The organism is Thiocapsa sp., from assembly GCF_035467215.1.
Classification (GTDB): Bacteria; Pseudomonadota; Gammaproteobacteria; order Chromatiales; family Chromatiaceae; genus Thiocapsa.
Genome location: NZ_DATITZ010000337.1, coordinates 1 through 4,955 on the forward strand (window position 1 = coordinate 1; position 4,955 = coordinate 4,955).

Consider the following 4,955-nt stretch of genomic DNA (forward strand, 5'->3'; position numbering starts at 1 on the left):
GAAGGTCCAGAACTTCCGCCGAAGCGACAACAAGCGCGCCTACGCCTACCTGCTCACCCCGCAGGGCATCGAGGCCAAGGCCCGCATCACCGCCCGCTTCCTGCAGCGCAAACGCGCCGAATACGAAGCCCTCAAGGCCGAGATCGCCCAATTGGCCGCCGAGGTGGGCGCAGACAGGGCAGGGGACGGCAGCGTCGGACCGGCGGAACGGTAGAGCGCTCAGGCGGCTCCCGACGCCCGAAGGACCATGCGGCGCTCCAATTCGGGCGCCCTTCGGGCACCTGGGTCGGCATGGGGATGCCGACCTATGAATTGTCGGCAGGGGAATGCCAACCGACGGGGAGTCAAGCCCGACACCACCGCCGAGCACCTCGCCATCCAGCGCGAGATCGACACGCTGCCGCAGGCGCTCCAGCCGGACCAGATCCTCTAGAAAACATCCGCGCCCTCAGATCCAACAGGCTTCTAAGTCGACCTGAAGACCGCCGAGTGCCTCGCGAATCCAACTGATGCACAACCAACCAAACATCTTCGTCGCCGGACACCGAGGCATGGTGGGTTCGGCACTCATCAGGGCGCTGCTCGCACGGGGGCACGACCCCGCGCGAATCGTCACCCGCAGTCGCGCGGAGCTTGATCTCCTGAATCCTGCCGCCGTCGACGACTTCTTCGCCCAGAACCGGCCGGACCAGGTCTACCTCGCCGCGGCCAAGGTCGGTGGAATCCACGCCAACAACAGCTATCCGGCCGACTTCATCTACGACAATCTCATGGTTGCCGCCAACATCATCCATGCGGCGCACCTGCACGACGTGCAAAAGCTCCTGTTCCTCGGCTCCTCCTGCATCTATCCGCGCCACGCGGCTCAACCGCTCCGTGAAGATGCCCTCATGACCGGACCCCTTGAGCCGACCAACGAGCCCTACGGCATCGCCAAGATCGCCGGCATCAAGCTCTGCGAGAGCTACAACCGTCAGCATGGCCGCGACTACCGCTCGGTCATGCCGACGAACCTCTACGGACCCAACGACAATTTCCATCCGCAGAACAGCCACGTGCTGCCGGCTCTTCTGCGTCGCTTTCACGAGGCTGTCCGGCAGCACCTCCCGGAGGTCGTCATCTGGGGCAGCGGGACTCCGATGCGCGAGTTCCTGCATGTCGACGATATGGCCGAGGCATGCATCCACGTCATGGAGCTCCCCGAGACGGCCTACCGTGAGGCCACGCAACCGATGCTCAGCCATATCAATATCGGTTCCGGCCGCGACTGCACGATTCGCGCCCTTGCCGAAACCATCGCCCGTGTCACCGGCTTTCAGGGTCGCCTGACCTTCGATGACACCAAACCCGACGGCACGCCGCGTAAAGTGCTCGATATCGGCCTGATCCGCTCCCTCGGCTGGTCGCCCCGCATCCCGCTCGAAGAGGGCATCCGAGACACCTACCGCTGGTTCCTCGACAACCAAGACACCCTCCGAGCCTGATATGAAGACAGCCCTCATCACCGGCATCACCGGTCAAGACGGCGCCTACCTCGCCGAATTCCTCCTCGCCAAGGGCTACGTCGTCCACGGCATCAAGCGCCGCTCGAGCCTGTTCAACACCGATCGCATCGATCACCTGTACCAAGACCCGCACGAGGCCGACCGCCGTCTTATCCTTCACCACGGCGACATGACGGACTCCAGCAGCCTCATCCGCATCATCCAGCAGGTGCAGCCCGACGAGATCTACAACCTCGCGGCGCAGAGCCATGTGGCCGTCTCCTTCGAGGAGCCCGAGTACACCGCCAACTCCGACGCCCTCGGTCCATTGCGCGTCCTCGAGGCCATCCGCATCCTCGGCCTCGAGCAAAAGACCCGCTTCTACCAGGCCAGCACCTCGGAGCTGTTCGGCCAAGTCCAGGAGATCCCCCAGAAGGAGACCACACCCTTCTACCCGCGCTCGCCCTACGCCGTGGCCAAGCTCTACGCCTACTGGATCACCGTCAACTACCGCGAGGCTTACGGCATCTACGCCTGCAACGGCATCCTGTTCAACCATGAATCCCCGATGCGCGGCGAGACCTTCGTCACCCGCAAGATCACCCGCGCGCTCGCGCGCATCAAGCTCGGCCTGCAGGACACACTCTACCTCGGCAACCTCGACGCCAAGCGCGACTGGGGCCACGCGAAGGATTACGTGGAGATGCAGTGGCTGATGCTCCAGCAAGACCAGCCGGAAGACTTCGTCATCGCCACCGGCCAACAACACAGCGTCCGCGACTTCGTCAACGTCGCCGCTCAAGAGCTCGGGATCGAGATCCGCTGGGAAGGAGCCGGAGTACAGGAGAAGGGCTACTGGACCAACCCTGCAAATGGACCTGCGCCGATCCCCGTTGTCCAGGTGGGCCCCCGCTATTTCCGCCCCACCGAGGTCGAAACATTCCTCGGTGACGCCCGCAAGGCCCGCGAGAAACTCGGCTGGGTACCCGGAATCACCTTCCAAGAGCTCGTCGCCGAAATGGTCCGCGAAGATCTCCATACCGCCGAGCGCGACAAACTCGTCCGCGGCAGCGGCTATCCCGTCATGGCCCGCCATGAATGACCGCCTTCCCCGGAAGGCATCGGCAAGGCCATGCCTGTGGTCTGTTTCCAACCCCAAAAGCACCCAGACCCGTCGGGCAGCGGGGCGACCGTAAGGGCACCCACCCGACGAGCCTGGACCCTTTTCCGTGGACCCTTTTCCGCGGGTGTCGTGTCGAGGTTGGCGGGAGTCACGCCTGGGGCAAGCTGTACTGCCCCTACAACGACGAGCAGTGTCGTTGCGGAGACTTTTGCATCACCAGCATCTGGAGTACTCCCAAAAACCCGGTCAACCATGCCCGGATGTTGCGTCGGGTGATCGATCACTGCACAACCGACCGGCAACGCAGAAAAACCGACGTCGGAGAAGGTGACTGACCGATGGAGTACCACTTCAGATTGACGTATCAACTCAGTGCGGACGACTGCGACCCCGACGACATCATCGAGCGTCTCGGCGCAACCGGTTGTGATGATGCCTTGGTCGGCATCGGCCGGCCGGGTCGCTTGGCTTTGGACTTCACACGCGAGCGCGAGAGCGCCCAAGCGGCAGTGCGCAGTGCGATAGACGACGTCCGGCGCGCGGTCCCGACCGCCATGCTCATTGAAGCCGCGCCCGACTTCGTCGGCCTGTCGGACATCGCCGAGATCGCCGGCGTGTCGCGGCAAGCCATGCGCAAGCTTATGCTTACCCACCCATCCGATTTCCCGCCACCGGTGCACGAGGGCGCTTTGGCAATATGGCATCTCGCGGAGGTGCTCGACTGGCTGAAGGCGCGTGGCAGATACCGGATCGAACCCGAGTTGCTGGAAACGGCATTCATGACGCTGGAGTTGAATCTGGCTCGAGACCGTGGGCGAGCCGCCCGGCGTCATGTCGAGCAGCAGCCGACCATGGCCTCCTGAGCAAAGGTTGTCCGGAATCACCGCCGAGAGCCTCGACCACGTCCTGCGCTGACGTGCCCCCATGCGCCGGCTTGAACGGACCGGCGTGGCTCTCGAGCATAAGGCGAATCGCCGGCTCAAATGGCGATGTCCGCGCATACACACGCAGCCCGTCGGGCGGCAACCCCTTGCCGCCGAGACCTCGCAGGCGACGCCCGACGCCCGAGGAAACCGGGTAGCGGGGTGACCGTAAGGGCAACCGCCCGACGACCCTGGACCCTTTTCCGCTTGCTCGTCAACCCTACGGCCGGGAATGTGAACAACGCCTCGCCGGGGGTCCGCGCCCCGGCCAACCGACTGATGCCGAGTGCTCTGCCGAGGTACGTGCCGGACAGATCGATCCCTTGGCTTAGCCTTAGGACAGCCCGAGGGGGTGGTCGAACGGACGACAGCCTCTTGGTGTCACTGCATGCTATGCTAGCAATGCTGACAAGCCAGCCGGAGGTTTATCGCATGGCCACACTCACCATCCGAAACGTCGATGAAGCGCTCAAGGCGAGTCTGCGCGTTCAAGCTGCGCGGCACGGACAGTCGATGGAGGAAGAGGTTCGTTCCATTTTGCGCCAGGCGCTGACGCCGTCCAGTCCGGCTGGCGGTCTGGGTGGTCGCCTGGTGGGCCGGTTTCGGGATGTCGCGGGCGAGCTGCCGCTACCCGAGCGCAGCTTGCCGCGCAAGCCCGCTCGGTTTGAACAGCCGGAATGATTCTGCTTGATACCAACGTCCTTTCGGAGTTCATGCGTGTTGCGCCGGAACCGGTCGTGGTCACCTGGCTGGACGGCCAGCCGGCCGAGACGGTTTGGGTGTGCGCCATCAACCGCGCCGAGATCGAACTGGGCAGTGCCCTTTTGCCGGAGGGGCGGCGCAAGCAGGGTCTGAGTCTGCAGGCGCAGATCATGTTCGAGGAAGACTTCGCGGGGCGTTGTCTGCCATTCGACGGAGCCGCGGCCAGTACCTACGCGCGTATCGTCGCCGCGCGTACCCGCGCCGGTTCCCCGATCTCGGTGGAAGATGCGCAAATCGCCGCGATTGCGTTGACGAATCGCCTTCTGATGGCGACGCGCAATGTTCACCATTTTAAAGAGATCGATGGTCTGGATGTGCACAATCCATGGAATGGCGCCGGAATGGTTCGTTAGGCGGACCACGGATGCACGCGTCGCCGCAGTTTGACAGCCGGAAACCTTCGATGCCCCAAACCCCTCATTGAAGCCGCGCCCGACTTCGTCGGCCTGTCGGACATCGCCGAAATCGCCGGCGTGTCGCGGCAAGCCATGCGCAAGCTCATGCTCGCCCATCCATCCGATTTCCCGGCACCGGTTCACGAGGGCGCTTTGGCAATATGGCATCTCGCCGAGGTGCTCGACTGGCTGAAGGCGCGTGGCAGATACCGGATCGAACCCGCGTTGCTGGAAACGGCATTCATGACGATGGAGTTGAATCTGGCTC

General features: G+C 63.8%; 6 protein-coding genes and 2 pseudogenes. All 8 read left to right on the top strand.

Features of this window, described 5'->3' with window-relative positions; genetic code table 11:
• Positions 1 to 214: pseudogene (locus tag VLR48_RS18195) on the top strand (MarR family EPS-associated transcriptional regulator); the annotation flags it as partial.
• Positions 215 to 307: 93 nt separating this feature from the next.
• Positions 308 to 433 (top strand): hypothetical protein, encoded by a 126-nt coding sequence (locus VLR48_RS18200; protein ID WP_325293147.1) that lies wholly within the window; start codon positions 308 to 310, stop codon positions 431 to 433.
• 76 nt (positions 434 to 509) lie between these two features.
• Positions 510 to 1,484, top strand: coding sequence for a GDP-L-fucose synthase (gene fcl / locus VLR48_RS18205; protein WP_325293148.1), 975 nt, complete (start codon positions 510 to 512; stop codon positions 1,482 to 1,484).
• A 1-nt stretch (position 1,485) separates the two neighbouring features.
• On the top strand, positions 1,486 to 2,586 hold the full coding sequence (gmd, locus tag VLR48_RS18210) for a GDP-mannose 4,6-dehydratase (RefSeq protein WP_325293149.1): 1,101 nt from the start codon (positions 1,486 to 1,488) through the stop codon (positions 2,584 to 2,586).
• A 377-nt stretch (positions 2,587 to 2,963) separates the two neighbouring features.
• Positions 2,964 to 3,470 carry a DNA-binding protein gene (locus tag VLR48_RS18215; protein ID WP_325293150.1) on the top strand — a complete coding sequence of 169 codons (507 nt, stop codon included), beginning with the start codon at positions 2,964 to 2,966 and terminating at the stop codon, positions 3,468 to 3,470.
• 492 nt (positions 3,471 to 3,962) lie between these two features.
• Complete coding sequence (locus VLR48_RS18220; protein ID WP_325293151.1) at positions 3,963 to 4,211, top strand: FitA-like ribbon-helix-helix domain-containing protein; 249 nt, start codon at positions 3,963 to 3,965, stop codon at positions 4,209 to 4,211.
• Complete coding sequence (locus tag VLR48_RS18225) at positions 4,208 to 4,645, top strand: type II toxin-antitoxin system VapC family toxin (RefSeq protein ID WP_325293152.1); 438 nt, start codon at positions 4,208 to 4,210, stop codon at positions 4,643 to 4,645. Before VLR48_RS18220 ends, VLR48_RS18225 begins: the two co-directional genes overlap by 4 nt.
• Positions 4,646 to 4,765: 120 nt before the next feature.
• A pseudogene (locus tag VLR48_RS18230) lies at positions 4,766 to 4,955 on the top strand (DNA-binding protein); the annotation flags it as partial.

Bases quoted from the DNA above. Each gene is read 5' to 3' on its own strand.
- VLR48_RS18225 (WP_325293152.1), top strand. From the start codon at position 4,208: ATGATTCTGCTTGATACCAACGTCCTTTCGGAGTTCATGCGTGTTGCG.
- VLR48_RS18200 (WP_325293147.1), top strand. From the start codon at position 308: ATGAATTGTCGGCAGGGGAATGCCAACCGACGGGGAGTCAAGCCCGAC.
- gmd (WP_325293149.1), top strand. From the start codon at position 1,486: ATGAAGACAGCCCTCATCACCGGCATCACCGGTCAAGACGGCGCCTAC.
- fcl (WP_325293148.1), top strand. From the start codon at position 510: ATGCACAACCAACCAAACATCTTCGTCGCCGGACACCGAGGCATGGTG.
- VLR48_RS18220 (WP_325293151.1), top strand. From the start codon at position 3,963: ATGGCCACACTCACCATCCGAAACGTCGATGAAGCGCTCAAGGCGAGT.